26 protein-coding genes and 1 tRNA gene are annotated in these 24,250 nt (G+C 40.6%); 15 read left to right on the top strand and 12 right to left on the bottom strand.

What is annotated here, in order from left to right:
- Positions 1–196: 196 nt before the first annotated feature.
- Entirely contained in the window at positions 197–469 is a 273-nt protein-coding gene (locus QZR76_RS09320) for a zinc ribbon domain-containing protein (protein WP_294142507.1), read from the bottom strand.
- A gap of 109 nt (positions 470–578) precedes the next feature.
- On the opposite strand from QZR76_RS09320, the gene QZR76_RS09315 reads away from it, so the two are divergent.
- The 4 genes from QZR76_RS09315 to QZR76_RS09300 all read left to right on the top strand — a co-directional run bounded on the left by QZR76_RS09315 (position 579) and on the right by QZR76_RS09300 (position 3,791).
- Positions 579–1,358: an alpha/beta hydrolase gene (locus QZR76_RS09315; protein WP_294142505.1), complete on the top strand. Its 780-nt coding sequence runs from the start codon at positions 579–581 to the stop codon at positions 1,356–1,358.
- Between the two features lie 19 nt (positions 1,359–1,377).
- Entirely contained in the window at positions 1,378–1,695 is a 318-nt protein-coding gene (locus QZR76_RS09310) for a cupin domain-containing protein (RefSeq protein WP_294142503.1), read from the top strand.
- Positions 1,696–1,980: 285 nt separating this feature from the next.
- Positions 1,981–3,291, top strand: coding sequence for an MATE family efflux transporter (locus QZR76_RS09305; RefSeq protein ID WP_294142501.1), 1,311 nt, complete (start codon positions 1,981–1,983; stop codon positions 3,289–3,291).
- A gap of 239 nt (positions 3,292–3,530) precedes the next feature.
- Positions 3,531–3,791 carry a hypothetical protein gene (locus tag QZR76_RS09300; RefSeq protein WP_294142499.1) on the top strand — a complete coding sequence of 87 codons (261 nt, stop codon included), beginning with the start codon at positions 3,531–3,533 and terminating at the stop codon, positions 3,789–3,791.
- 103 nt (positions 3,792–3,894) lie between these two features.
- Here the strand turns inward: QZR76_RS09300 and QZR76_RS09295 are convergent, their stop codons facing one another.
- The gene (locus QZR76_RS09295) at positions 3,895–4,422 is read right to left on the bottom strand and encodes a DJ-1/PfpI family protein (RefSeq protein WP_294142497.1); all 528 of its coding nucleotides are present in this window, start codon (positions 4,420–4,422) and stop codon (positions 3,895–3,897) included.
- A 165-nt stretch (positions 4,423–4,587) separates the two neighbouring features.
- On the opposite strand from QZR76_RS09295, the gene QZR76_RS09290 reads away from it, so the two are divergent.
- Positions 4,588–4,929, top strand: a complete 342-nt coding sequence (locus tag QZR76_RS09290; RefSeq protein WP_294142511.1) for a helix-turn-helix domain-containing protein — start codon at positions 4,588–4,590, stop codon at positions 4,927–4,929.
- A 75-nt stretch (positions 4,930–5,004) separates the two neighbouring features.
- Here the strand turns inward: QZR76_RS09290 and QZR76_RS09285 are convergent, their stop codons facing one another.
- A complete protein-coding gene (locus QZR76_RS09285) occupies positions 5,005–5,862 on the bottom strand; it encodes an AraC family transcriptional regulator (RefSeq protein ID WP_294142496.1) in 858 nt (285 codons plus the stop codon).
- A 156-nt stretch (positions 5,863–6,018) separates the two neighbouring features.
- On the opposite strand from QZR76_RS09285, the gene QZR76_RS09280 reads away from it, so the two are divergent.
- Positions 6,019–6,807 (top strand): NYN domain-containing protein, encoded by a 789-nt coding sequence (locus tag QZR76_RS09280; RefSeq protein ID WP_294142494.1) that lies wholly within the window; start codon positions 6,019–6,021, stop codon positions 6,805–6,807.
- 68 nt (positions 6,808–6,875) lie between these two features.
- On the opposite strand, the gene QZR76_RS09275 is transcribed toward QZR76_RS09280, so the two are convergent.
- Positions 6,876–7,292, bottom strand: coding sequence for a DUF3788 domain-containing protein (locus QZR76_RS09275; RefSeq protein ID WP_294142492.1), 417 nt, complete (start codon positions 7,290–7,292; stop codon positions 6,876–6,878).
- A 223-nt stretch (positions 7,293–7,515) separates the two neighbouring features.
- Between QZR76_RS09275 and QZR76_RS09270 the strand changes: the two genes are divergently transcribed.
- Positions 7,516–7,935: a helix-turn-helix domain-containing protein gene (locus QZR76_RS09270; RefSeq protein ID WP_294142490.1), complete on the top strand. Its 420-nt coding sequence runs from the start codon at positions 7,516–7,518 to the stop codon at positions 7,933–7,935.
- Positions 7,875–8,342 (top strand): GyrI-like domain-containing protein, encoded by a 468-nt coding sequence (locus tag QZR76_RS09265; RefSeq protein WP_294142488.1) that lies wholly within the window; start codon positions 7,875–7,877, stop codon positions 8,340–8,342. Before QZR76_RS09270 ends, QZR76_RS09265 begins: the two co-directional genes overlap by 61 nt.
- 115 nt (positions 8,343–8,457) lie before the next feature.
- On the opposite strand, the gene QZR76_RS09260 is transcribed toward QZR76_RS09265, so the two are convergent.
- Positions 8,458–10,533: a UvrD-helicase domain-containing protein gene (locus tag QZR76_RS09260; protein ID WP_294142486.1), complete on the bottom strand. Its 2,076-nt coding sequence runs from the start codon at positions 10,531–10,533 to the stop codon at positions 8,458–8,460.
- Positions 10,534–10,667: 134 nt separating this feature from the next.
- Here QZR76_RS09260 and QZR76_RS09255 point away from each other — a divergent pair, with 134 nt between their 5' ends.
- Positions 10,668–11,252, top strand: a complete 585-nt coding sequence (locus tag QZR76_RS09255) for a phosphoglycerate mutase family protein (protein WP_294142484.1) — start codon at positions 10,668–10,670, stop codon at positions 11,250–11,252.
- A gap of 26 nt (positions 11,253–11,278) precedes the next feature.
- Here QZR76_RS09255 and QZR76_RS09250 read toward each other — a convergent pair whose 3' ends face one another.
- Both QZR76_RS09250 and QZR76_RS09245 read right to left on the bottom strand, forming a co-directional pair.
- On the bottom strand, positions 11,279–12,046 hold the full coding sequence (locus tag QZR76_RS09250; RefSeq protein ID WP_294142482.1) for a LuxR C-terminal-related transcriptional regulator: 768 nt from the start codon (positions 12,044–12,046) through the stop codon (positions 11,279–11,281).
- A gap of 216 nt (positions 12,047–12,262) precedes the next feature.
- On the bottom strand, positions 12,263–13,132 hold the full coding sequence (locus QZR76_RS09245) for a helix-turn-helix domain-containing protein (protein WP_294142480.1): 870 nt from the start codon (positions 13,130–13,132) through the stop codon (positions 12,263–12,265).
- Between the two features lie 246 nt (positions 13,133–13,378).
- On the opposite strand from QZR76_RS09245, the gene QZR76_RS09240 reads away from it, so the two are divergent.
- The 3 genes from QZR76_RS09240 to QZR76_RS09230 are packed head-to-tail and all read left to right on the top strand — an operon-like array spanning position 13,379 to position 17,638.
- Complete coding sequence (locus tag QZR76_RS09240; protein WP_294142478.1) at positions 13,379–14,887, top strand: PAS domain-containing sensor histidine kinase; 1,509 nt, start codon at positions 13,379–13,381, stop codon at positions 14,885–14,887.
- Between the two features lie 23 nt (positions 14,888–14,910).
- Entirely contained in the window at positions 14,911–16,299 is a 1,389-nt protein-coding gene (locus QZR76_RS09235; protein ID WP_294142476.1) for a PAS domain-containing protein, read from the top strand.
- On the top strand, positions 16,220–17,638 hold the full coding sequence (locus QZR76_RS09230; RefSeq protein WP_294142474.1) for an ATP-binding protein: 1,419 nt from the start codon (positions 16,220–16,222) through the stop codon (positions 17,636–17,638). The genes QZR76_RS09235 and QZR76_RS09230 overlap by 80 nt, the downstream gene beginning before the upstream one ends.
- Positions 17,639–17,706: 68 nt before the next feature.
- Here QZR76_RS09230 and QZR76_RS09225 read toward each other — a convergent pair.
- The 3 genes from QZR76_RS09225 to truA all read right to left on the bottom strand — a co-directional run bounded on the left by QZR76_RS09225 (position 17,707) and on the right by truA (position 19,792).
- A tRNA-Phe gene (locus QZR76_RS09225) sits at positions 17,707–17,779 on the bottom strand.
- A gap of 64 nt (positions 17,780–17,843) precedes the next feature.
- Entirely contained in the window at positions 17,844–19,031 is a 1,188-nt protein-coding gene (locus tag QZR76_RS09220; protein WP_294142472.1) for a DUF4105 domain-containing protein, read from the bottom strand.
- An 11-nt stretch (positions 19,032–19,042) separates the two neighbouring features.
- Complete coding sequence (gene truA / locus QZR76_RS09215) at positions 19,043–19,792, bottom strand: tRNA pseudouridine(38-40) synthase TruA (RefSeq protein ID WP_294142470.1); 750 nt, start codon at positions 19,790–19,792, stop codon at positions 19,043–19,045.
- A 160-nt stretch (positions 19,793–19,952) separates the two neighbouring features.
- Between truA and QZR76_RS09210 the strand changes: the two genes are divergently transcribed.
- Genes QZR76_RS09210 through QZR76_RS09200 form a run of 3 tightly spaced genes read left to right on the top strand, consistent with a single transcriptional unit; the run spans position 19,953 to position 22,846 of the window.
- Positions 19,953–20,621, top strand: coding sequence for a YggS family pyridoxal phosphate-dependent enzyme (locus QZR76_RS09210; RefSeq protein ID WP_294142468.1), 669 nt, complete (start codon positions 19,953–19,955; stop codon positions 20,619–20,621).
- A 37-nt stretch (positions 20,622–20,658) separates the two neighbouring features.
- Entirely contained in the window at positions 20,659–21,654 is a 996-nt protein-coding gene (locus tag QZR76_RS09205; RefSeq protein WP_294142466.1) for a dihydroorotate dehydrogenase-like protein, read from the top strand.
- Between the two features lies 1 nt (position 21,655).
- Positions 21,656–22,846 (top strand): transglutaminase-like domain-containing protein, encoded by a 1,191-nt coding sequence (locus QZR76_RS09200; protein WP_294142465.1) that lies wholly within the window; start codon positions 21,656–21,658, stop codon positions 22,844–22,846.
- An 80-nt stretch (positions 22,847–22,926) separates the two neighbouring features.
- Here the strand turns inward: QZR76_RS09200 and QZR76_RS09195 are convergent, their stop codons facing one another.
- Both QZR76_RS09195 and QZR76_RS09190 read right to left on the bottom strand, forming a co-directional pair.
- A complete protein-coding gene (locus QZR76_RS09195; RefSeq protein ID WP_294142463.1) occupies positions 22,927–23,760 on the bottom strand; it encodes a PepSY-like domain-containing protein in 834 nt (277 codons plus the stop codon).
- Between the two features lie 35 nt (positions 23,761–23,795).
- The gene (locus tag QZR76_RS09190) at positions 23,796–24,236 is read right to left on the bottom strand and encodes a PepSY-like domain-containing protein (RefSeq protein WP_294142461.1); all 441 of its coding nucleotides are present in this window, start codon (positions 24,234–24,236) and stop codon (positions 23,796–23,798) included.
- Between the last annotated feature and the right edge of the window lie 14 nt (positions 24,237–24,250).

The following is a 24,250-nucleotide window of genomic DNA, read 5'->3' as shown; positions in this document are numbered from 1 at the left end:
TCGAACCCGCGACCCCATGCGTGACAGGCATGTATTCTAACCAGCTGAACTACCACACCAAAATTTTAAAGGGCAATTTTAAGTTGCGGATACAAATATAATGCTTGTTTTTGATTCTACAAAAATGGTATATTTTTTCTCGTTTGTTCGGGAATGACTCACGGACAGTATAACTTGAAAAGAATGACCTGAATAATTATTTTTGCCAGCGTTTAAGAGTCGGGAAATACTTTTTCATCTCTTGAATGGCTTCTTCCCGGGTATAATTCAATCCGCTTCCGGCGTTGAATTCATTCACGTAATTGGCACACTCTTCGATCATTTGTTCAATGGTGATATCTTTGGTAAAATGACCTTTTTGAAAACAGTAACAGCAATACTCTCTGTTTTTGCTTTCATCCGGATTTGTTCCGTAATCACTCTCTGCGTTCATGGGCATCCCGCAGCTTTGGCATATTTGCATTGTCATAACTCCTAAATTTTTAATTGGTTCTTTCTACAAATATAGAATTCTTTTTAAAATAACAGGATGCTGTTTGGTGAAATGTTTATATTTGTTGGGAATAATATGGGAAAAAATGGTTAGAACATATGGCTGTGAACCTTATCGGGTCGTTGTTGTTCACGGGGGACCGGGCGCATTGGGGGCTGTTGCTGTAATTGCCCGTAATTTATCTTCGAGCGTGGGAGTACTGGAACCTATTCAGTCGAAGTATACCATTGATGAGTTGATAGAAGAATTAAAAGAACAGATCGAGACCTATACGAATAGACCTCTCTCTTTTATAGGGCATTCCTGGGGAGCCTGGCTCATATTGTTGTATGCCGTTCGTTATCCGGAAAAGGTTAAACAGTTGATACTGGTAGGTTGTGCTCCTTTTGAGGAGAAGTATGTCCCTTCAATAACAGAACGTCGGAAAAATAATCTTTCCGGAGAGGAAGGTAAGCTGTGGGATTCGCTTATTGATAAGCTGAATCGTGGCTGTGATCAGGAGAATACCATGATCGAGTTGGAGAAATTAGTCGTAAAAAGTGATCATTACCGGCTTCGGGAACCTGAAGAGGGTAAAAACGATATATTGCCTGTTGATGGGAAAATGTATTCTTCCGTTTGGCACGAAGCAGAGGAAATACGAAAGAGGGGAGAGTGGGGAAATTTATTGTCTTATGTCCGGTGTCCTGTGTATGTAATTCATGGAGAGATGGATCCGCATCCGTTGGAAGGCGTGATCGAGCCTTTGCTGCAAGCGAATGTGGAATTTCAGCAAATCGTTTTACCTCGATGCGGTCATTCGCCTTTTAAGGAAGAGAAAGTATCGGAATGTTTTTATAATTTACTGAAGACTATTACTTTATAATACTAAATATGACATTGCGATGATAACCAAAAAGGAAAATGCAAAAAGCAGACAATTTAAAGGAGTGTCCTTTGATGTCTTGGCGGTCGGTGAAAAATCAATGGTAACCAAGATGAATTATAAGGTGGGAGATCGGGTCCCTCCGCATGCTCACCCGAATGAGCAAAGCGGTTATGTTATATCAGGTAAATACAGAATCGTTTATCAAGAGGAGGATGAAATATTGACTTCCGGTGATAGTTATAGTATTCCCGAAAATATAGTACATGCCTGGGAAGTGATTGAAGGAGGAGAGGTTATCGATGTATTTACCCCTTTCCGGACAGATTATTTGTGATCAATGAAAATTCACTATCGGATGAAACATGATTCGGTGGTGTATTTTTTATTAAATAGTTCTTTAGCCGGAATAAATGTAAAAGTTTTTCTTACTTTTGCTCATCGAATAATGACAAAGTTCAATTTATGAAATGGCAAGTGTGCAGATAGCTACGCTCGTAATGTAAAGAATCTGATCTTTAACGTGTTTCTTTCCTTCGAAAGAGACTTATTTCTTTATTATTTATTAAACAGTTGTGATGTATCGGATCGATACATCGGGCTATGCTATTAGAATTGAACGATGAATTATACTTATAAACAAATCTGGCTCATCAACTATCCGGTTATGGTGAGCCTGCTCATGGAGCAACTTATCAATTTAACGGATTCTATTTTTTTAGGGCATGTAGGAAAGGTAGAGTTGGGAGCTTCTGCTTTGGCCGGCATGTATTATACTTCGATCTATATGCTCGGATTCGGTTTTAGTCTCGGTCTGCAGGTTATGATCGCCAGACAAAACGGGGAAGGAGCTTACGATAAGATCGGTAAAACTTTTTATCAGGGGATGCTGTTTTTGTTATTACTTGCCGTTTTCATTTTTGGTTTCTCCATTTTTTATTCTCCAGTGGTATTGCGGAGATTGATAACTTCCGATAATGTCTATGCGGCAGTCATGCAATACGTGAGTTGGCGAAATTACAGTTTTTTGTTTGCTTTTCCTTTATTGGGAATTCGAGCGTTTTTTATGGGAATCACCCGTACGGGAATTCTTACCGGAAATTCGATCCTTATGATTCTCTGTAATGTGGTACTCAATTATATGTTTATATTCGGTAAAACGGGTTTTCCCGCTTATGGAATTGCCGGAGCCGCGATGGCTTCTTCTCTGGCAGAAGGAGTAGCCCTACTGAGTTTAGGTATGTATATGTATTTGTACACGGATAGAAAGAAATACGGGTTAAGATTTGGTTTTGAACCCGGCTTAATGTCCCGGTTGTTTAAACTTTCGGTTTGGACTATGGTTCGTTCTTTTTTTTGTGTCGCTCCGTGGTTTTTGTTTTTTATCGCTATCGAGCATTTGGGAGAAACGGATTTGGCGGCGGCTAATATCGTGAGGAGTGTATCCTTGCTGTTTTTTGTGATCGTGAACTCTTTTGCAACGACAAATATTTCGTTGGTAAGTAGTTTGTACGGGGCGAAGGAGAGAGAGAAGATTAGGATTGTTTGTAAAAGGGTTATATTATTGGCTTATGTGACGGGATTACCCTTGATTTTGATGGCTTTTGTTTTTTCTGAAAAGGTCTTGCAATTTTTTACGGATGAAATTTCTGTCGTTCAGGTTGCTTTTTATCCGTTACTTGTAATGTTATCGACCTATCTTCTTTCGGTACCGGCTTATGTCTATTGTAATGCCGTGATCGGTCTGGGGAAGACAAGGTTGGCATTTGTTTTTCAATTGGCAACTATTGCTATCTATTTTGTTTATCTGTTTTCATTAGCTGAAAACGATACGATCCCTTTAGCCGTTTATTGGACAACGGAGCAATTGTATGTTATTTGTTTATTGCTTTTCTCCTTTGGTTATATGAAAAGAAAGGAGGGAAGATTATGAATGAATTATTTATTCGTAAAAAAATGACTGTTCGTTCTCCGGCGATGATGATTTCTGAAATAAATATTGTTTTGTGAATAATTACAGTTGATTTTTTGAAAACAGGGTAAAAAGTTATGATTATCCTGTTTATTTTATTTACTTTGTAAAGATGCGGTTAGGAAATGGGAAATCGGCTGGAAAGATTCAAGTATATTTTTTATAAAGTCAGTTGGTTGTAATTTTTAATAGAGACAGTTATGAATACCTATAAAGAAAAAATGGCACATCTGATTTCATTGATCGTACAGATTAAACGTTTTTCGTTTAAAGAACTGGAAAAAATGCTTGATATCAGTCAGGTACAAAAGATCTTGAATATGCCCGAGGTAAAGAATCGGGATTGGGAAAATGAACCTTCCAAGAATCAGGAGATATTTATAACTTTTTTAGATACCTATATTGATATTTACCGAAGGACTCTTGAAACTCTAAAAAAGAAAAGCGGTATTGATTTTTGAGTTCGGTATGATCTTTTTTATAATGTGGTATTCTCTTGAAACAATAGAAAGCTTTATGATATTGTGATAAATACTGTTAAGTAGGGGAGGATCCCCTACTTGTTTATTTTAATGCAGAAATCAATAACGGCATCAGACTGCTTAATGTGTTCTCCGTCTGGGCCGTGTATAATTTACCGTCTACCATATAAGGATCGTTTGTGGCTTTGCCTCCCTTTATGGCCGATTGTACAAAAGGATGTGCGGCAACTGTCCGGCCCTTGAGAATACCGGCTATATCGAATAACAGTCCTCCGACACAATGACCTGCGATTAATTTTCCTGCCTCGTCAAACTCTTTGATAACGGCGAGCATATCCTGATTGTAATCTTCGGAAATGTGATCGGCAAATGTAGGCATGGCATCGCCGCATGAGAAAACCAATGCCTCGTAATCTTTCGAATGGCCTTTTAGATTAGCAATGACATCGTCTGCGACTATAGTGAGGCCCGAATTTGTTTTAATCGTCTTTGTACCGGCTACAGCATAAACCGTGAAGGGAATATGGTTTTCAAAAAATGATTCCAAATAGTGGAATAGTCCGTAACCGTTTACCGGATTTACTGCCATAACGGCGACTCTCTTTTCCATAATTTTATTTTTTAAGTTAAACAATAGTTATTATTCGTAAGTTTATTACTTTTGTAAAGCAAAGGTAGGTATGTAATTTTGAATAAACAAGAGCGAACGGTTTTGTAATTGACTTACGTGCAAGTAACTAATATTCATTATCACGTTTTTATGGATGAAAAAAAATTGAAAGATTTTCATGCCACCGGAAATTGTCCGGTTCGGGATGTACTCAGTAGGTTCGGTGATAAATGGTCGGTGTTGGTGTTGGAAACCTTACAGGCTAACGGTACAATGCGTTTCAATGAGATACAAAGAACAATAGATGACATATCTCAACGAATGTTGTCCGTGACCTTACGGACATTGGAGCAGGACGGATTGATCCGAAGAAAAGTGTACGCCGAAGTGCCTCCCCGGGTCGAATACAGTTTGACACCGATGGGTGAAAGCCTGATGCCTCATGTCGATGCTTTGGTGAATTGGGCCATTCAAAACATGTCCCAAATATTAGGAAGAAGGCAATAATTTTGTGATTAAAAGATTCCGTGATTCAGGAAAATAATCATCCGATCACAGAATCTTTTAATTGTTTGATCTAAGTTATTCCACGGGAATATAAATTTCTGTCAATAGCTCATCGGGAGCGGTATCGGCAGGATTGTTGAGATAGCGTTCGGCACTGGCTTCGTCCCGGAGGGTACACTCCATTTCTGGTAGATATTTACCGTAGATCGTATCGTATACTGCCTGTAAATTAGTGTACGATCCTTTGTAAAGAAAAGTCGCATAACGTCCGGCGGGAAGTTGCTTGAAGCCGATGTCTCTCTTCGGGGTGGCGGTGACGGGCAATACCATGCAGACATCCGTGCGTAATTTTTCTGTTGGCGTGACTTTTGGATCGTCGTGGTAAATACAAAGCGGAGATGGGTCGGTCGTCGGTAGATTCTCTTCTTTGGCGAACTGGAACAAGCGGAACCACGTGCCGCAATAATCGTTTAGTTTGTAATCACCGAACAGGCGAATATAGATAACATTTCGAGCGGGAAGCTCTCTGATCTCTCTTTGCAGTTCCAAGTCCGGTCTGATCATAGCTGGTTTCATAATGATAAAATTTTTATTGTTTCGATATTCAGTAGGTGAAATACCATAAAACTGTTTGAACACTTTGGATAGGGAAGAAGGGGAGGAATACCCGATTCGATAGGCAATATCGGCTATCGGTAAATCTGAATACCGCAACAGACGGGCGGCCGCTTCGGTTCGTGTCCGGACAATAAATGTTCCGATGGGTTCGCCCAGGAAAGCAGTCATGATGCGATGAAAATAAAAAGGAGAAAAATGCGAAATCTTGGCCAACGATTTCACATCGACCTCTTCCCCGAGATGAAGATTAATATAATCCACCACGGCATTTACGCATTTTTGGTATTCTTCCCGTGTCGTTTTCTTCTGTTTCATAGTTTTATCTGTATTTCACGATACAAATATAGGTTCTCCCCGTCTATATGACTTGTCCATTCTTGCTAAAATGTTTTTCTTGGGAAGAAAATAGGGAATAGATGCGGAAAATTAACGTAAAAATAGTAAGTTTGAAAAGATAAAATGTTCATTCATATGAAGAATCAAAGATTTAATATTGCCGTTCTAATCGATGGAGATAATGCTCAGGCAAAACTGATTAAAGAAATATTGCAGGAGGTATCTAAATACGGGAAAGCTACCATAAGAAGAATATACGGAGATTGGACTCAGTCTCAAATGAACAGTTGGAAAGATATTGTTAATGAATATTCTATAAATCCTGTTCAGAAATTTTCATATACTACCGGAAAAAATTCAACGGATAGTTCATTAATAATCGATGCGATGGATATTCTTCACGCTAAAAATTGTGACGGTTTCTGTATCGTATCGAGCGATAGCGATTATACCGGTTTAGCGAAGAGAATTAGAGAAGAGGGACTTTTTGTCATGGGTATCGGAGAGAGAAAAACTCCTGTTGCTTTCGTGCAATCCTGTGAAATATTTACATTCTGTGAAAATTTGGTTAAACAAGAGGTAAAGGTTGCGGAACCGGAATTGAAGTCGGCGACAACCAAAAAGACCGCAAGGAGAAGTGTGAATCAGGAAGAGCCTCCTGTTAAGGAAAAAAGTACAAAAGAGATTTTACCCAGAGATCTTATCGATAAGGCCTTTGAGATTTCCACGAATGAAGATGAGGAGGCCTATATTGCGAATGTCGGAATGAACCTGAGAAAGATCGATCCCAGTTTCGACCCCAGAACATACGGCTTTTCAAACTTGACGAAACTGATGGAAAGTATTAAGAAGTATAAGGTGATTAAGAATATTGTCAACGGGTTGAATCATCCCTTGGTGAAATTAAGGAGCAACTCGAATTAGTGTTTTGTGAAAATAGTATAGTTTTTGTAAGGTTCTTGTTTGTAATTAGTTAGGCCGGGATCCGATAACTACTTTTTATTCGGCTTGCGTTTAATATATAGTAACTTTTCCATATCGGGAAAAAGTGAGGTGTCTTTTAAGTTGAACATCAACCATTTGCCGTCGTGGTAGGTTTTGGCTTCTTCGTATATTTTCCGGACTTCAGCAGAATAGGATTCTTTATCGGACTCGAATTTTAATCGTTCCTCTTTGCCTAAAATAATCATAAAACCGAAGTCATTTTCTTTCGCATATAATGCACAAAGCGTTTTACCTCCTTTACGGTATTTGTACTCGTATTTCCAGGCTTTACCTCCGGGATTCCATCTTTTTTCCATTTCATATTTTTGGTCGATTAACCGGCAAAGATTCATCCAAACCCGATATAAAGACTCTCCTATCGTGCCGATTATTTCTTCGGGAGCAGGTTGTTGAAAAGTTTTCATTCGCTCTCTTTTTTGTTGTTTACAGTAGATGCAATCGCTTACACGGAAAACGCGTACACTCTTTATGCGAAGATACGAACATCGTATTTGAAAACAAACAAAATACGTAATATATTGCGTATTTTGTTTGTGATAGTTAAAAAGAAATATTTTCGATAAATCTCTTGACTCGTACCTTAAGGGAGGAGTTATCTTTGTGTTGTAAACAAATGCGCAGGAGTTTATGAAAAGTAAAATGAGGTTTAAAATCGGAGAGTTTTCCAAATTGTGCCAGGTCACGGTCAAAACGCTTCGTCACTACGAGGAAATAGGATTACTTATCCCTTTCGAGGTGGATGAGTGGACAGGTTATCGTTACTATGATATTGGTCAGCTTAGGCAAATGACAAGAATCGTTTATCTTAAACGATTAGGATTTAGTCTTGAAGAGATTGCCGAACTGTTTAATGACGGTAAGATATATCCTGATTCCGAGTCGATGAAGGTTAAAATGAACATTGTAAAAACGAGATCGAACGTTTACAATGGCGACATACCGAGCTTATCAAGTTGGAAAGTACTCTCCAACAACAAAAAAACGCTATGGAAAAAGTATTTGAAAAATCATTGCCTGCAAGAGTATTTGCAACACACCGCCGTATGATAGATTCTTATCAGGAGTTATTCAACTTGTGTCCGAATGTTATTGGTCCGGAAATGTACCGTTTGGGATGCCAATGTCCGGTTCCTGAATACTGTTTTACGGTGGAATACAATGAAGAGTACGGAGTGAATATAGACATTGAATATTTTGAGGCTGTAGTTGAACGTAAAAAGGATTCCGAATTGATCGCATTCAAAGAGCTTCCGGAGGTCCCCGTTGCTCTTTGCGTCAATCATTTCGGGGCGTATGAAAATATGCCCGAAACTTTTGCCGAGCTATATGCCTATGCTGAGGCGAATGGTTATGAGGTTAGCGAAAGACCTCGTTTTTGTTACATTGACGGCATTTGGAACAAAGAGTCGGTGGAAGAGTGGCTGACGGAAATCCAACTGCCCGTGAGTCGATAGTTGCAAGGGATAAGATCACTCGTAAAAATCTCTACTGTTTTTTACGAGTGATTATCTGTTCTGCGACTTTTTTCTTTTATGTATAGAGAAATACCATAATTATATTCAGGTCTTGTTATGGCTTCGGGGATGATGGAATGAGTTCACTCTGTTTCCCGCAGTAGGTTAATGATAATTTATGTATTGCTCTTGTTACGGCCACGTAAAGCATACTTCTTTCTATTTCAGAGTGATAATTTATATGATTTGCCTGGGGAACGACGACCTCATCAAATTCCAATCCTTTCGCCATATGAGCCGAAGTAATGATTATACCCTTTACGAAAGCTGAACTTCGATTGGATAGGAAGTAGATATCATCGATATGGGCTTGAAGTTTTTCCGTTACCTCTTTTGCCTGTGATTCCGTTTTACAGATAATTCCGAATGATTTATATCCGGATTCTTTGAAGGAAGAGATCAGATAGGTTATGCCGGAAATTTCATCTTCCGTGTTTTTAAATTGAAGAACATCAGGTTGTTTCCCGTGTCGTATAACGGGTTGTGATTCTTTATTCATTAGAATTTTTTGGGCGAAATTTGTGATTTCAAAAGTTGACCGATAACTTTTACAGAGTTTCATGATTTTTCCTTTTACCAATGCCTTCATGATTATGTCGGCTGTTGACGAACCGTAGGGATTGATGGATTGATTCGCATCTCCCAGGACAGTTTTCCGGCAGGGGTAAAGTTTCTGGATAACCTTGTACTGTATCGGGGTATAATCTTGCATTTCGTCGATTAAAAGATGTTTGACTCGAAACCGGGGAGTATTTCCAGACAAAGCCATGTGCAGGTAAGCCAGGGGAGCTAAATCTGCGTATTCTAATCTGTTGTTTTTAAGTGTTTTAAACATTTCAGGCTTTCCAATCCATTTAAAAAATTCTTGATAGACCTGAATGTCTTTATTTCCGGTAAACATCTTTCCTATCTCCTTTTTTAATCGATTTTTTTCGGCGGTTGCAATCGTAAGATTGTATTTGACGTGTATTCTTTCCAGTATATAATCAGTCATAACCTCAAAGCGTTGGCGTATGGGGAAGCGGTTGAAACGTCTGAATTGTTCTTCAATAAATTCGGCCGGAACCGTAACCTGTTTGGTTAGTTTTATGTCTGTCGCTTTAAAATAGTGATTCTCCAGGTAAAGAATAAACTGATCGAGGTGTGAGATAAAATCGAACGAAGCCTTGTATCGTATCCGTTCGATGAACTCCGGTTCAGGCTTCTCGAGCAGTTCTGTTACCTGTTCAAAAGAATTTTGGTATTTGTATTTATGATCCAGTATTCCTGAAAGAATCTGTTCCATTCCGGTTTCGGGTACGTTCTCTTCGCCGAGTTCCGGAAGTACGTTGGAGATATAATCGGCAAAAACCTTGTTGGGTGAGATAATCAGAATCTCTTTTGAAGAGATATTTCCTTTCAAAGTATAGAGCAAATAAGCGATACGATGTAAGGCTATGGAGGTTTTACCCGATCCGGCAACTCCCTGTATGATGAGTACATCTGTCTCGTTGTTACGGATAATCCGGTTTTGCTCCCGTTGAATCGTCATAACGATACTCTTCATTTTATCGTCGGTGTTGGAACTCAGTTCTCGTTGTAAAATGTCATCGTGAACGGTCAGGGAACTTTCGATCATATATTCCATCCTGCCTTTGCGGATACGGTATTGTCGTTTAAGCAAAATATTTCCGTTAACCTCACCGGTAGGAGAGGAATAAGCGGCTTCTCCTAACTCATGGTCGTAAAACAGACTTGAAATAGGAGCCCTCCAGTCATAAATTAAATTCATTTTTTTATTGGGGTCATAGAATGTATGTATTCCGATGTAAATGGGGGTAATCATATTGCTATTCTTTTTTGCTGTAAAGTCTATTCGTCCGAAATAGGGGATGTCCAGTATTTTGGCCAATCGTTTGTGTTTGTCAATTACGCTTTCACCTAAGGCGAAGTGATTTAAAATACTCTCTCTCATGGAGCGAATCTCGTGCGGGTCGATGTCTTTATTGGACCATAGGTAGTCTTTGTACTCCTGCAATGTATTTACCTGTTCTTTGATAGACTTATCCGTGTTGTTTATCGTATTCATTATAATGCTTATAACCTGCCGCAAATACTCTTTTTCCTGTTTTTCTGTTTCGTTGAATACCATAAAACTTTCGTTATTATATTGTGATGATTTGAAGGAAGGCAAAGTTAATTCGACTTAATCAGGTATTGAATAGTTATTTATAGCTATATTTTCGCTCTTTTTTCTATTTTTGTCGCTCACTCAAATAAAGAAAGATGGATATTCTCGATATTGCAAGACGCAACCAACAGAAAGCTTGGGAAATCATAGAAACTATTCGTGTTGTTCCGGTATGGGAAAGTATCGGTGCACATGTCAATTTGGTGGGGTCTTTGAGCATGGGATTGCTAATGAAGCACCGGGATATCGATTTTCATATTTATTCTTCGCCGTTGGTTTTGTCCGACAGTTTTAAGGCTATGTCTCGATTGGCGGAAAATACTTCTATCCGAAAAATAGAGTGTATTAATCTATTACATACCGTGGAAGCTTGTGTAGAGTGGCACGCTTGGTATGAGGATGCCGAAAATGAACTCTGGCAGATCGATATGATTCATATCCTGAAAGGTTCTCGGTATGACGGATATTTCGAGCAAGTTGCCGAACGTATTTCCGCTGTTTTGACCGATAAGACCAGACGGTTGATCTTGAGATTAAAATACGAAACTCCGGAGACGGAGAAGATTATGGGGGTGGAATATTATCAGGCAGTTCTTCAATACGGAGTTCGAAATTATGCGGAATTTGAACAATGGAGAAAATCACATCCAGTTACAGGTGTTGTGGAGTGGATGCCATAAAGGAGTGGTTTGGTACTGTATTTAGGTTAATGAAGTAGGCCTAACTCCAGACCTGCGTTAATGGCTTCAATGGAGTGTTGTACCCCCAGTTTGCGGAGTAGGTTTTGGCGATGAATATTAACTGTGTGGATACTGATGCCGAGTTTGTTTGCGATCTCTTTACTTAGAAATCCTCTTTGGATTAATCGTAATATTTCGATTTCCCTTTGAGTTAAGTGAACAGAAGGTGTCGTTAGTATAGACGGAGAAAACATCTCTCCGTTTTTAAGGTTAAGTACGGTACAATCCACCTGATCGGATTTGTTCTGGTCTGGAGCGAGGTCCATATTACCCAAGATGAGCCAAGCTTTTCCATTACGGGCTTGTTCTAAAACCTGATGCTTGCTGACGACACGCACGTATTTTTGTCTTGAGTTGCGCACCCGAAAACCATATATGTTGCAATAATTATTTCTTTGTTCGATAGGTAAACTATAAATAAATTTACCCAGTTGGACTTGTAACGTTTTTAATTGTGCCAAATCGTCGGGGTGAATACGTGATTCTAAATAGTCGCCTTGCTGTTCCAGCGTAGCGATTTTATGGTTGTCGTATCCTAATAAATCGACAAAATTAGAGGAGGCAAAGGCGTATCTGCATTTGAAAACGTCAACTACAAAGGTGCAGTTTCGGTTTAATCTCGACATTTGGCGGAGAATACTTTTATCCCGTTCCCAAATATCGTAATCGATATCCGAAGTTGATAAATGTTGTTTTGCCCATAACTCTTCTCTGGTCATATCGGTTGATTTCATATCGTAAATTATGAATGATATCTTTTGTGTTTGCTCCAAACGGTTTTTTTATACAAAACAAAGGTAGAGGAATAAGTTCGGAATTAATCTTAAATAAAATTAACAGCTTAATCTACTTGTGCATTTTGGTTTTCCCAAGTATCGATCATGTGAAAAATAGTGAGATGATTTGCAATTTGAAATTGTTAACGGGAAACATCTGTTTGCGGGTCTTGGTCAAAAATGAATTTTTTCTCTATATTTTGAGGGTGTCATACCCGTGTAATGGCGGAAAAAGCGACTTAGCGTCGACTGATCGGGAAAATTGACACGGGCTGCAATCGATTTTAAGTCCATAGACGATTCCCGCAACAGAGCTTTGATCTCGAGAAGTGTATAATAGACAATCCAATCGTGGGCGGATTGGCCGCTGAAGCTCTTAATTATGTTCGTCAGGTATTTGGGAGATATCCCCAGTTTATCGGCATAGTGTACTACATCCATACTCGGGGAATGCTCTTCGATGATCAGGCGCATGAATTGGAAAGCATATTCCTCTTTCCGCGTATATTTGGTATTCTTTTCTGTGGGATCGTTGATATAAATAGCGTAAACGGTCCAGTAATATACTCGTAAAAGTTGCATAATCGTTTCCCGGCGACAGTTTTGAGGTGCATTTTCAGCCCAATAAGTTAAAAGGTCACAATAATTTATAAAACGCTGAATATTATCTGTTTCAGGTTTGGAAGCAATATGTTTGCGCATGTAAAAAAAGAATCCCGGTCTGAGTCTCCACAGACTACTCAAACTATCGGTAAACATGGTCAATGATATCCGGAAAAACATGATTTGAAAGTCTTTACTGACCTCTTTGATGGATACGAGTTGCCAGGGAAGCAAGGTTACGACCATTCCGGGTACGATCTTGAACTTGGTATCGAACACCTGTATGGATATCGTTCCCGATATGCATATGGCTCCGATACTCTCTTTCAGATAAGCAGGGCATTCCGATAGCGGTAAGTCGGCAAGGTTCGTGTATATACCAAATTCCTTGTCTTTTTTCGATTCGAAAATATGGGTATTTGATTTTATTTCCCGATTCATTAGTACGATGTATTCTTCATCCTATTTTAGTGTATACAAAAATAATGATTTCTCTTTAAAAAACTGTCATATTCTCACTAATTGCAGGCAATAATTGCCCGAATGGGACAGAAATATGGTTTATTATTTAAATTCGCCGAGTAAAGCTATATCTGCAAAATTTGACGGCTGATTTTTGCCTGTTTTCCTTGATTGAACGGGCGAAATGTTGGTAATGCGTAATAGAGACATTAAAACAAGATATCGATGTGTACTGCTTTAAAACACTTAAACTCAAATCGTAAAAGTGATGAGATCCATTGCGTTAGCGAAGGATTTCTCTCTGATCGTCTGCTGAACGCTCTGCAGACAAGCGTGATTTTTTTCGATACCGACGGGACGATTTTTCGGGCCAACAATATGGCCCGGAAGGATCTGCATCTTGGTGAAGATATCGAAGGACAGAAGCTTTTTGATTTGATTACTATTATGTATCGTAACGACAATATCTTGCCGGAACTTATCTCTCGTTTTAATGATGTGAAAACGGAACAGGTTGCGTTACCGCAGGATTCCTTAATGGGCATGAAAGACAACAAGATCATGTTTTTTGCTACCGGTTGTATTTCTCGTCTGGATTGTGGAAGGTTTTTGTTCTCTTTCCGTAATGTTGTGGACGAAATGACGCAGGAGTACATGATTAAGATGGCTTTAGGGTCGACCAAGATTTTTCCGTGGTTCTATGATTTTGAACGCGCTACTATGATTATCGATCCTCGTTATTTCGATTATACCGGTATTCCTACAAAGGATTATACGATGACGCTTGAAGCTTTCTCCGAAAGAATACATCCCGACGACCGGGATTCGATGGCCCATGCCCTGACGCTGCATTTTAGCGGTGAACATTATCCTTATCCCGTTCCTTTCCGGCTACGCCGTGGTGACAATCGTTACGAATGGTTTGAGGGGCAGTCTACCTATCTCGGTCAAGTTAAAGGCATGCCTTATCGTATCGTGGGTATCTGTATGAGTACACAGGCCCATAAGGATATCGAGGAGACTCTGACTATAGCCAAGAATAAGGCCGAACAGAGCGATAGGCTGAAAAGTGCTTTTTTGGCCAATATGAGTCATGAACTCCGTACGCCTCTTAACGCTATTGTTGGTTTTTCAAACTTACTTACCGGAGGTGAAGTTGATACCAATAGCGAAGATGCTAAAGAGTATGCGATGCTGATCAGTAAGAATTGTGATCACCTGCTCACGCTTGTTTCCGATATTCTCGATCTTTCCCGTATCGAAACGGGTGCTATGGAGTACAGCTTTGCAGAACATTCGCTCGGTAAACTTCTTTCGGATATTCACCTTAATCAAAGGTATGCTATACCTGTTGGCGTAGAATTTAATCTGTTATTGCCCTCGGAAGACATACGGATTATTACCGATTCGTTGCGCCTGCGACAAGTGGTAGAACACCTGATTGGCAATGCAGTAAAGTTTACTGCAAAGGGGCATATCGACTTGGGCTATACTCTTTCCAGCGATGGTAAGGCCGTGCGATTATTCGTTGCTGATACCGGTCGGGGCATTTCGATTGAAAATTCTGAAAAGATTTTCGAACGGTTTTATAAAGTAGATTCCTTTATGCAGGGTGCGGGATTAGGGCTTTCGATCTGTAAAATCATTACCGAACGACTGGGCGGTACGATCTCCGTATCCTCTCTTTTGAAAAAGGGTTCCCGTTTTACCATTAAGTTACCGTTGGAACCATAGGAAAAAAATTAATTATCAAAAATATGAACAACTCACCTAAAATAGCCGACCTATACGGTCCCATATTCGATGTTATGCCGGATATGTTCGTTCTTTGTGACCCAAACGCTACAATTTTGGATATTTTTCATCCTAAGACCGAATTGATGTCCGATCATCCGGAGGCTTTTATCGGACGTTGTATAACGGAAGACAATGTGAAAAATACGATCGGTATCGGATTAGACCATTGGGATTTTGTCATTCGGACCCGACAGTCTCGTAAGTTTGTTTTCCGGCATAAAGGGAAAGCGGATGGAAAAATGTATTTTTATGAAACATCTCTTTTTTATCTGGAAACGGATCAGGTATTGGTTCATATCCGTACTATAGATGAAAAGTCTGTTATCCCGATAGAATCGGAGCACTTGCATCATTTTTTTGCTGAAGTGTTGGATAATATTCCTATTCCTATTTCGGTCAAGAGCATGGATACCGAACGTTATGTCTACTGGAGTAAAAAAGCTGAGCTGTTCGGGCGTTCGGCCGGGGAAATGATTGGAGGTACCGAAGAGCTTTTTATGCCTATGGAAAAGGCATATAGGATTCGGCAGATCGATCGACAGTTGCTACAAGGACCGGAAAAACAGTATCAAGGTATTGAAAAATACATGGCTAATGACAATAGGGAACATACTTTCGTTGTCACGCGAACTCTGTTTACTTTCGGAGACGAGAAGTTGCTCTTGAGTAGCGCCCTTGATATTTCTGAATTAAAAGAGACCCAAGTATCGCTTTTGCATACGAAAGATGAACTGGCACATAAGAATATGGTTCTCTCTTCTGTATTAAGTCTGGCAAAAGTTATTCCTTGGGGGTGTGACCTTATAAATGACATATTTTATTGTGACTATAATGCTTATCATCCTGAGAATGCCAATGGACCCGATGAACAGGGGCGTTACGTCATTCCTATGAAACACTATTTTGCCGGTATTCATCCTGATTATCGAGAGGATGCTGTTCGTATGATTGACGAATTGGCTAAAGGAGAACGGGAGGAATTTCATGAAGTCTATCTCGTGCATTGGTTCAACAACCGAGAATGGGAGTGGGTACAGGTTCAGAGTAGCATCGCTCGTCGCGGGGCAGACGGACGGCCCGTGCAGCTGATAGGTTCGGCTCAGCGGATTACCGAGCAAAAAGAAACGGAGCTGGCTTTACGGCAGGCTAAAGAGGACTTGGATCTCAAAAATGTTACGCTCTCTTCTGTATTGGGGATTGCGCAGGTTATTCCGTGGAGTGGGGATCTGAAAGCTGCCACCTTAACCTGCGACTATGACATTTATCACCATGAGAGTGCTCAAGGGCCTGATGAGCAAGGGAATTATACCCTTTCTGTCGATGAATATTTATCTCGTATTCATCCGTAATTCGATCGATTTGTTCATGGATCTGATTGAAGGGCATATCTCTGAATTTCACGACGTTTATCCCATTCATTGGTATAATGATAGGGAATATGAATGGGTGGAAGTCCAGAGTAGTAGCCCAAAATACGATATAGATGGAAAACCTTTAGTGTTAATAGGATCTGCACGTGTGGTTACGGCCCAGAAACGTATGGAAAGATCTCTATTCGAAGCCAAGGAACAGGCCGAACGGAGCAATACGCTTAAAAGTGCCTTTCTGGCTAACATGAGCCATGAGATCCGTACGCCCCTGAATGCGATCGTGGGCTTTTCGGAATTATTGGCCCAAACGGAAGAAGAGGAGGAAAAAAAGGAATACCTTAGTATCATTCAAAACAACAATGCCCTATTGTTGCAACTTATTGGCGATATTCTCGACCTGTCGAAGATCGAGGCAGGAACATTGGAATTTACATTTGCCAATCATGATTTGAATACGCTGATGGAAGAGTTGGAACAGACGAGCCGCATGAAGATAACTAATCCGGCTGTAGAGGTAGTTTGTACGTATAAAGAGCCCGGTTGTATTATTTATACCGATCGGGGACGTCTTTTACAGGTGTTGCATAATTTCATTAATAATGCAGCTAAATTTACCCAGCAGGGGCATATTCATTTCGGATACCGAAAGCATCCTGACGGTCGGTGGTATTTCTACGTGGAGGATACCGGTTGTGGTATTTCATCTGACAAGTTGGATAGTGTTTTTGAACGCTTTATTAAACTCGATGCCAAGGTAAAGGGTACGGGGTTAGGTCTTGCAATCAGCAAAAGCATTATCGAACGATTGGGAGGAGAGATCGGAGTATACTCGGCTGAAGGACAGGGATCTACATTCTGGTTTTTGTTGCCGTCTGAATGTATTACCAGATCGGCTAATCTTACTAAAACTCAAGAACCTTTTCCGCAGCCAGCTTTTAGAACATCCGAGCAGGCGACTCTTCTCATAGCCGAGGACGATCCCGCTAATTATAAACTCTTTGAAGTAATGCTCAAAAAGCATTATGCATTAGTGCATGCTTGGAACGGGCGTGAAGCCGTGGAGATGTTCCAGATGTATCATCCTTGTATGATTCTGATGGATATCAAAATGCCGGAAATGGATGGTTATGAGGCTACGGCCGCCATCCGAAAGTTATCACCCGACATACCTATCGTCGCCGTAACGGCTTTTGCCTATCCCGAAGATATGCGAAGAATATTATCCAACGGATTTAATGGTTGCTTACCCAAACCGGTGAATGTAGATAACCTGAAGAAGAAAATATCGGAGCTCTGTCCATGCCCTCCTCAACCGTGACGGAGTGAAAAGAAAAACGTTTGAATTTTAATAATTCAAACGTTTTTCAAATCGCTCTTCTACTTTTGTGGTGCCACCAGGAATCGAACCGGGGACACAAGGATTTTCAGTCCTTTGCTCTACCGACTGAGCTATGGCACCAGCTTTTGTTGCGGGTGCAAATATAGAGGTTTTATTCGGATTTGCAAGGGGTGTTTTAAGAAAATTATATTCGGGTTCTGAGATAGCGGGTGTGAACGGTCAGGTAGATCATCCAGATAATGATAAACAGCGTTGAAGGGAGAACTGCCGGGGTCAGGAAGAACCAGCTGATCAATCCGATAACAAGGATTCCTAAATAAATCAATAGGTATTTGCTAACTAACCAGGAAATATGTTTCCGGGCTATAAAAAAGGCGACAACCAAGTTTAGTGGATTTGCCCATAGGATGTTGAAGTTTGGGAAAGTGGTGGGGTGCTTCGTGAAGAAACCCAAAAAGACAATCAAACATCCGATTAATCCGGTTGCTATGAAAAAGAGTATGGATATACCTTTGACAAGGCAAATACTTTTGGTTTTCTGAAAGATGAAAATCAATATTCCCATGCCGATGAAAAAGACAAAAAAAGGAGATAAGAACCAAGGGGTCGAATGATCCTGTTCCGGTGCTTGATAAAGGATTTCTATCGGCTGGGCCAGACGTTCTCCGTTGGGATGATACGCCGAGTCGAGAGCGTACATCAGGTAGTCGGGTAGAAACATCTGTTCCCGGTTCGTGGCATCGGTATTGGCCGGGGAGCCGAGGATGGTATGGATTCCCCATTGTGTCCAGGGTGAACGCCGCAGGTATTCGTCCAAAAGGTTCCAGAAGCTCTTGTCTTGTTCCTGTGTACTCCAGGTGATCTCGTTGTTCAGGCTTTTTTCTATGATATCCCGGACACGTGTGGAACAATTGTCATACAGAAAATTGTATAAGTAGGAACGGTTTTGCGGTTCGTAATTTTCTATCAGAAGATCCATCAACTTTTGTTTCTGTATGGAATCGAGATCAAGAGTTTGAGAATAGATGCTTCTTTTTTGTTTATTGTAAGAACTGAGAAAACCGTAAGGACCGTAATAATTGCTGACAGAGAGCTGATACGGGAGTAATCCCCGGGCGAATTTCAGATAGAAACCCTGGGTGTCAAAGTCGAACGTCCCGTAATTAAATACAACATCAATCTGGTTAATATTGTCTATTACTCGGATGCCGGTGTGCCCGAACAGGGAGTAGAGTTCATTTCCCGGGGCACAAGTCAATATGCTGATGGTTGCCTCCTTGGAGAGAACGATTTTCTCGGCTGAAGCCGTGACCGGGAAGGAAAAACATAGAATCAACAATAAAGTCCGAAAGAGTGTTATGGTGTTTTTCATAAAATTTTGTTTTAGCATTTTAAGTAATCGGGATACTCTATGTCACAAAGGAAGAGGGCATTTCCCGGAACGGATGTTCCGGCATTCCCCCTATCCCGGGATTCGATGATCCGGCGAAACTGTTCCGGCGTTATTTTATGTTGCCCGACCTGCAACAAGGTACCGACAATGGCCCGGACCATATTACGAAGAAAACGGTCGGCTTTTATGGTAAACACCAATTGATGACCTTCTTCTTTCCAGTAAGCCTCCATGATTCGGCAATTATTGGTCTTTACGTCGGTATGGAGTTTCGAGAAACTGGTAAAATCGTCGTATTCGAATAGAATCCGACAGGCTTCGTTCATGCGTTGCATATCCGGTAAAGGACGAACACGAAACGTGAACGGATAAGTAAAAGGGTTTTTTACCTTATCGATATAATATTTATAGGTGCGGGAAAGGGCAGAGAAACGGGCATGAGCTTCCTCTTTTACCGGATAAATTCGCTTAATGGCAATGTTTTTATTTAGAAAACGATTCAATTTGTCGGTAAGAGTCAAGGTGTCCTCTATAAGCGTGAAGCTATCGAAATGAGCCACGAAGAAGGAAGCATGTACTCCGGTATCCGTTCTTCCGGCTCCCGTTACATTAATCTTCTGACCGAGGAGAAGTGAAAGGGCCCGGTTTAAGTCTTCTTGGACAGAAGGGGCATTCGGTTGTATTTGCCAGCCGTTGTACTCGCTCCCGTTGTAAGCTAATTCGATAAAATACCTGCACATACTCAACTCCTGTTTTGGATTTTGTGTTTCAAAAGTAGTACAAATCCCTGAAATAATCCGAATACGTCTTATATTTTGTCGATAGTCGATAACAAATTATGATCTTTTTACGCTATATTTGTGAATTCATAGTTCGTTTGGAATGTATAATTGAAATGAGATGAGTGATATTAGTGAGCATTTGGAGCAGGTATTGAATAACTTACCTCAACAGGTAAAATTGATTGCAGTTTCCAAAACAAAACCAATAGAGGCGATAGAGGAGGCTTATAAAGCAGGACAGCGTGTATTCGGAGAAAATCGGGTACAGGAGTTAGTAGAGAAATACGAGGCGCTTCCCAAAGATATAGAGTGGCATTTGATCGGTCATTTGCAGACCAATAAAGTGAAGTATGTAGCTCCTTTTGTAGCCATGATCCATGGGGTGGAGAGTTTAAGGTTATTGGATACCATCAATAAGGAGGGGGAGAAGAACGGACGGGTGATCCCCTGTCTGTTGCAGTTCCACATTGCGGAAGAGGAGACAAAATTCGGTCTGAATGAGGCGGAGGCAAAAGAGTTATTGGAGAGTGAGATCTACGGGCGGATGAAAAACATACATATCGTGGGCGTGATGGGTATGGCTACTTTCACGGAGGATAGGGAACAAGTTCGGAAAGAGTTTCATCATTTGAAAACGATTTTCGATGGTTTGAGACAGAACTATTTTGCCCATGATCCGGCATTTAAGGAGTTGTCCATGGGAATGTCCGGGGATTATCCGATAGCCGTAGAAGAGGGGAGCACCATGGTAAGAGTGGGGAGTTTCATATTCGGATATCGGAATTGAGAGAAATAAATTACGTTATTAACTAAATATTGTTCATATGGCAAATTTAAAGACAAAATACATGGGTTTGGATTTGGTAAGCCCTATTATTGCCGGTAGTTGCGGTTTGACTTCGGATATAGAAAAAATGGTAGAGATGGAGAAAGCGGGAGTCGGGGCCGTTATTTTAAAATCCATTTTCGAGGAACAGATTAATGAGGAGAGCGTGGGTATATTTAAGTCCGGTTACGGAATGGGAGATGCCTATCCCGAAGCGGAAGATTATATTAAGGCCTATATCCGCTCCAATACGATCCAAAAATATGTGGAGTTAGTCCGTACGGCCAAAAGTCGTTTGAAGATTCCGGTAATAGCGAGTGTCAATTGCTTTAGCGGGGGAGAGTGGGTTTCTTTTGCTCATCAGTTAGAGTTGGCCGGTGCGGATGCTTTGGAATTGAATGTCTTTATTTTGCCTGTCAATGAGTTCACGGAGAGTGCTGAGGTTGAAAATATTTATTTCGATATTGTGAAATCCATTAAGAAGCAGATAAAGATACCGGTATCGGTGAAAATCAGTCATTATTTTACTAACCTGTCGGCTTTCGTAGATAAGTTAAAAGCTTACGGGGCGAATGCCGTAACGATGTTCAACCGTTTTTACGAACCGGATATCAATATAAATACGATGACGATGGGGGCGGCTTCCGTGTTTAGTACGGCGAGCGAACTCAGAACGACTTTAAGATGGACCGGAATCTTAGCCGGAAAAGATAAACAATTGGAGATCTCGGCTTCCACGGGAGTACATAGTGGAGAGGCTGTGGTTAAAATGTTATTGGCCGGAGCTACCAGCGTACAACTTTGTTCCGTACTTTACGAAAAAGGACTTTCGGTGATCGGGGAGATGAATCAATTCGTATCGGAATGGATGGAATCCAAGGGGTTCCATGCGGTGGAAGAGTATAGGGGACAATTGTCTTATTCATCCATAGAGAATCCGGATTTGTACGAAAGAGCCCAGTTTATGAAATATTTCAGTAACAAGCAGTATTGAGATGAAAGGAGCATTATGGATAATACTCTGTTGCGTGTGTGTCGCTTGCAGCAAATATGACGGTGTTCCTGAAAAATATCACGCCTTATTGGACGAGGCGTTGGTGAAAGCCGATTCAAACCGGGGCGAATTAGCATGGGCATTAAAACAAGCTTCCCCGGAAATGAAAGAGGGTGTAGCCTTTTTAATTGCTTATATGCCGAAGCGGGATTTACTCTCTATGAAAGGGAAATTCCTTTTGAATAACGTGGAGTTAGCTTATAAGGCAAGGAATCGTTTCGAGTGGGCGAAGAGTGTGCCTGATTCTATTTTTTTGAACGAGGTGTTGCCTTATGCCTGTTTGAACGAAGAACGAGATGATTGGCGTTCCGGTTTTTACAATCGTTTTACTCCGTACGTGGAGAATTGCAAGACATTGAAAGAGGCCATATGGGCCGTTAATAAACACATCCGGGACGAGGTAAAGGTCGATTACAATACGAACCGGGAAAAACCGGACCAAAATCCTTCCGAATCGATGCGCCAGGGAATGGCTTCCTGTAGCGGGCTCTCCATTTTGTTGACGGATGCTTTTCGAGCAGTCGGTATTCCTTCCCGTATTGCCGGAACCCCTAATTGGCATGATGATCGCGGTAATCACAATTGGTGTGAGGTTTGGATAGACGGAGAATGGTATTTCACGGAATATTATCCGAACGAATTGAATCGTTCGTGGTTTCTGGCGGATGCGGGTAAAGCCGATCCGGGGGATCGGGGACATGCTATTTTTGCTTCTTCTTTTAAGCCCACGGGTGAGAGTTTTCCGTTGGTTTGGGACGAGAATATCACGTATGTTCCGGCGTGGAACGTGACTCAACGTTATTTGGATATCTACAAGAAAGTAGCCGATAAACAATTGTCGGACGGTAATCATGTGACGATGAGGGTCATGATGTTTAAGAATGCCCGGTGTTCGCAAAATTCAGAAGACAGGATTGCCACCAATATCGATATTTTTTGCGGTCCGGATCAGATCGGCGGAGGACGAACGGCTGCTCCTACCCAAGATATGAACGATGTGTTAGAGTTTATAGTTGAAAAGGACAAAGAGTATACTTTGAAGTATTGGGACGACGAAGGGAAAGGTTACGAAAAAAAGGTCAAGGTGAAGAACGATCCTGTGGAGGTAAAACTGTACGAGAAAAAACAGTAGGATTCTGTGATTTAGTGATTAGGTGATTAAGAGATTAAAAGAATCACCCAATCATTATATCACCTAATCACTAAATCTTTTTATAGGATATTTCCGTTGGTATCGATGGAGACATAAATTTCCTGTTGTCCTTTTTCCAGTTCGAAAAGATAAACATTTGTCCCGTTTGCTCTCTCTTCGTAATCGATATCATCTATTCTATAGCCGGCGTATTGGGAATGTATCAGATTTAAAATGTTAGCCGGTACTTCATTTCCCCGGAGTTCCCAAGTAGTTAGATGCCATTTATTGTCCTTAGGGGTAAATAATACCTCTTTTTTCCGGTTATTGTCCCATATTTCCACTTCAATGAAGCCGAGTTCGATCTCCGTATCGATGATGGAGGCATTTTTGTATTTTTGACTGATAAAGTTTTTTATCTCTTCGGGAAGAGTGGTCGGCATGTAATTATCGGAATCGTTATCTGGTATGGCTTTAAATAAATTTCCGTCTTCCGTATAATAGAGATCCATCTCCTGATTTCCCTGTTCCACTTCTATCACGTAAATGGTTCCCATATCAACTCTTTCCACTTTGTCGATATCTTCTCTTCTCCATTGGGCATATTCGCTGGCATTGAAGCTTGTTTTTACTGCATCCGGTAGGGCCTCGAACGAAATGTCGCTTTCTGTCATGTACCATTTGCCGGAGGCGTCGATCCAAGTTTCGGTTTTGATTCCGTTATTCCGGAATTCGGCGACATTGTAATTGTTTTTCATTTCCCATTCGACGTGTTGTGCATCGGGGTATTTAGAGGTAAAGGTATTAACCACTTCCGCATTGGGTTGGTATTTGTTATCGTCGTCTTTATCACAGCTCATAGAGCTTAGTGATGTGACCAATAGGATAAATAAAAAAATGTGTCTTGTTTTCATAATACAATTATTTAGTGATTTGTTTACTATTTATTTTAATCATCGAAACGTAGAAATTTTTCATTTTTATCAAACTTCAGTTCCAGTCCGTTACGTAGCTGAATCTCATATCCTTTGTCCTCTTTTTTTATGGAAACGATTGTCTGGTCTTTAAAATTTGTTTTTACGTACTGGTATATTTTTTTCGGAATGATATTGACGGGAACGGGTTGTCTTTGACAATCTACCTCCGTCCACCTTCCTTTGTAATCGAATTCCAAATCAAAACCGTCCGTTAAAATAACCTCATAGGTTTTCCATAACCAGATCCCGTCCTCTTCTTCCATGTGTGAAATATCGGATTCTGGGAAATGTTCCTTTATGAAATTTCGAGCTTTTACCGGAAGGGCACTTGTGTCGTTTATTATTTTATCATTGTAGGCATAGGCTCCGGTAAACCATATGATACAAATGAGAAATGCAGTAATTTTTTTCATATCTTTTGCTTTTA

The organism is uncultured Sanguibacteroides sp. (assembly GCF_900543425.1).
Classification (GTDB): Bacteria; Bacteroidota; Bacteroidia; order Bacteroidales; family Marinifilaceae; genus Gabonibacter.
This window is presented reverse-complemented; position numbering and strand designations above follow the sequence as displayed.

Bases quoted from the DNA above. Each gene is read 5' to 3' on its own strand.
- QZR76_RS09320 (WP_294142507.1), bottom strand. From the start codon at position 469: ATGACAATGCAAATATGCCAAAGCTGCGGGATGCCCATGAACGCAGAG.
- QZR76_RS09315 (WP_294142505.1), top strand. From the start codon at position 579: ATGGTTAGAACATATGGCTGTGAACCTTATCGGGTCGTTGTTGTTCAC.
- QZR76_RS09310 (WP_294142503.1), top strand. From the start codon at position 1,378: ATGATAACCAAAAAGGAAAATGCAAAAAGCAGACAATTTAAAGGAGTG.
- QZR76_RS09305 (WP_294142501.1), top strand. From the start codon at position 1,981: ATGAATTATACTTATAAACAAATCTGGCTCATCAACTATCCGGTTATG.
- QZR76_RS09300 (WP_294142499.1), top strand. From the start codon at position 3,531: ATGAATACCTATAAAGAAAAAATGGCACATCTGATTTCATTGATCGTA.
- QZR76_RS09295 (WP_294142497.1), bottom strand. From the start codon at position 4,422: ATGGAAAAGAGAGTCGCCGTTATGGCAGTAAATCCGGTAAACGGTTAC.
- QZR76_RS09285 (WP_294142496.1), bottom strand. From the start codon at position 5,862: ATGAAACAGAAGAAAACGACACGGGAAGAATACCAAAAATGCGTAAAT.
- QZR76_RS09280 (WP_294142494.1), top strand. From the start codon at position 6,019: ATGAAGAATCAAAGATTTAATATTGCCGTTCTAATCGATGGAGATAAT.
- QZR76_RS09275 (WP_294142492.1), bottom strand. From the start codon at position 7,292: ATGAAAACTTTTCAACAACCTGCTCCCGAAGAAATAATCGGCACGATA.
- QZR76_RS09270 (WP_294142490.1), top strand. From the start codon at position 7,516: ATGAAAAGTAAAATGAGGTTTAAAATCGGAGAGTTTTCCAAATTGTGC.
- QZR76_RS09265 (WP_294142488.1), top strand. From the start codon at position 7,875: ATGGAAAAAGTATTTGAAAAATCATTGCCTGCAAGAGTATTTGCAACA.
- QZR76_RS09260 (WP_294142486.1), bottom strand. From the start codon at position 10,533: ATGGTATTCAACGAAACAGAAAAACAGGAAAAAGAGTATTTGCGGCAG.
- QZR76_RS09255 (WP_294142484.1), top strand. From the start codon at position 10,668: ATGGATATTCTCGATATTGCAAGACGCAACCAACAGAAAGCTTGGGAA.
- QZR76_RS09250 (WP_294142482.1), bottom strand. From the start codon at position 12,046: ATGAAATCAACCGATATGACCAGAGAAGAGTTATGGGCAAAACAACAT.
- QZR76_RS09245 (WP_294142480.1), bottom strand. From the start codon at position 13,132: ATGAATCGGGAAATAAAATCAAATACCCATATTTTCGAATCGAAAAAA.
- QZR76_RS09240 (WP_294142478.1), top strand. From the start codon at position 13,379: ATGTGTACTGCTTTAAAACACTTAAACTCAAATCGTAAAAGTGATGAG.
- QZR76_RS09235 (WP_294142476.1), top strand. From the start codon at position 14,911: ATGAACAACTCACCTAAAATAGCCGACCTATACGGTCCCATATTCGAT.
- QZR76_RS09230 (WP_294142474.1), top strand. From the start codon at position 16,220: ATGAGAGTGCTCAAGGGCCTGATGAGCAAGGGAATTATACCCTTTCTG.
- QZR76_RS09220 (WP_294142472.1), bottom strand. From the start codon at position 19,031: ATGAAAAACACCATAACACTCTTTCGGACTTTATTGTTGATTCTATGT.
- truA (WP_294142470.1), bottom strand. From the start codon at position 19,792: ATGTGCAGGTATTTTATCGAATTAGCTTACAACGGGAGCGAGTACAAC.
- QZR76_RS09210 (WP_294142468.1), top strand. From the start codon at position 19,953: ATGAGTGATATTAGTGAGCATTTGGAGCAGGTATTGAATAACTTACCT.
- QZR76_RS09205 (WP_294142466.1), top strand. From the start codon at position 20,659: ATGGCAAATTTAAAGACAAAATACATGGGTTTGGATTTGGTAAGCCCT.
- QZR76_RS09200 (WP_294142465.1), top strand. From the start codon at position 21,656: ATGAAAGGAGCATTATGGATAATACTCTGTTGCGTGTGTGTCGCTTGC.
- QZR76_RS09195 (WP_294142463.1), bottom strand. From the start codon at position 23,760: ATGAAAACAAGACACATTTTTTTATTTATCCTATTGGTCACATCACTA.
- QZR76_RS09190 (WP_294142461.1), bottom strand. From the start codon at position 24,236: ATGAAAAAAATTACTGCATTTCTCATTTGTATCATATGGTTTACCGGA.